Below are 254 nucleotides of genomic sequence, written 5' to 3' on the forward strand. Positions count from 1 at the left end.
GGATATAACATCTTGAAAGGCTTAAATTATAAATTTAATTTTGCTCCGGAATATGTTGTAACGGAAGAAGATGAATATTTATCTCCAGTGTATGGTGATGGCTTTAATACCAATGGTAGAATGACTTCAAGTTCTGTGCGTTATTTCAACTTTAACGTATCGAATGCTTTAAGTTATGGATTCACTCTTGCAGATAAGCATAAATTTAATGCAAGTATCTTCCAAGAAGCGTATAAGACAAACAGTAGAACGTT

Annotated in this window: 1 protein-coding gene; it reads left to right on the forward strand. The window is 32.7% G+C overall.

Features of this window, described 5'->3' with window-relative positions:
* Positions 1-254: hypothetical protein (locus SB659_RS20055; RefSeq protein WP_410551691.1), on the forward strand; the 254-nt coding region annotated here is incomplete at both ends.

The organism is Arthrobacter sp. SIMBA_036, from assembly GCF_046535135.1.
Classification (GTDB): Bacteria; Actinomycetota; Actinomycetes; order Actinomycetales; family Micrococcaceae; genus Arthrobacter.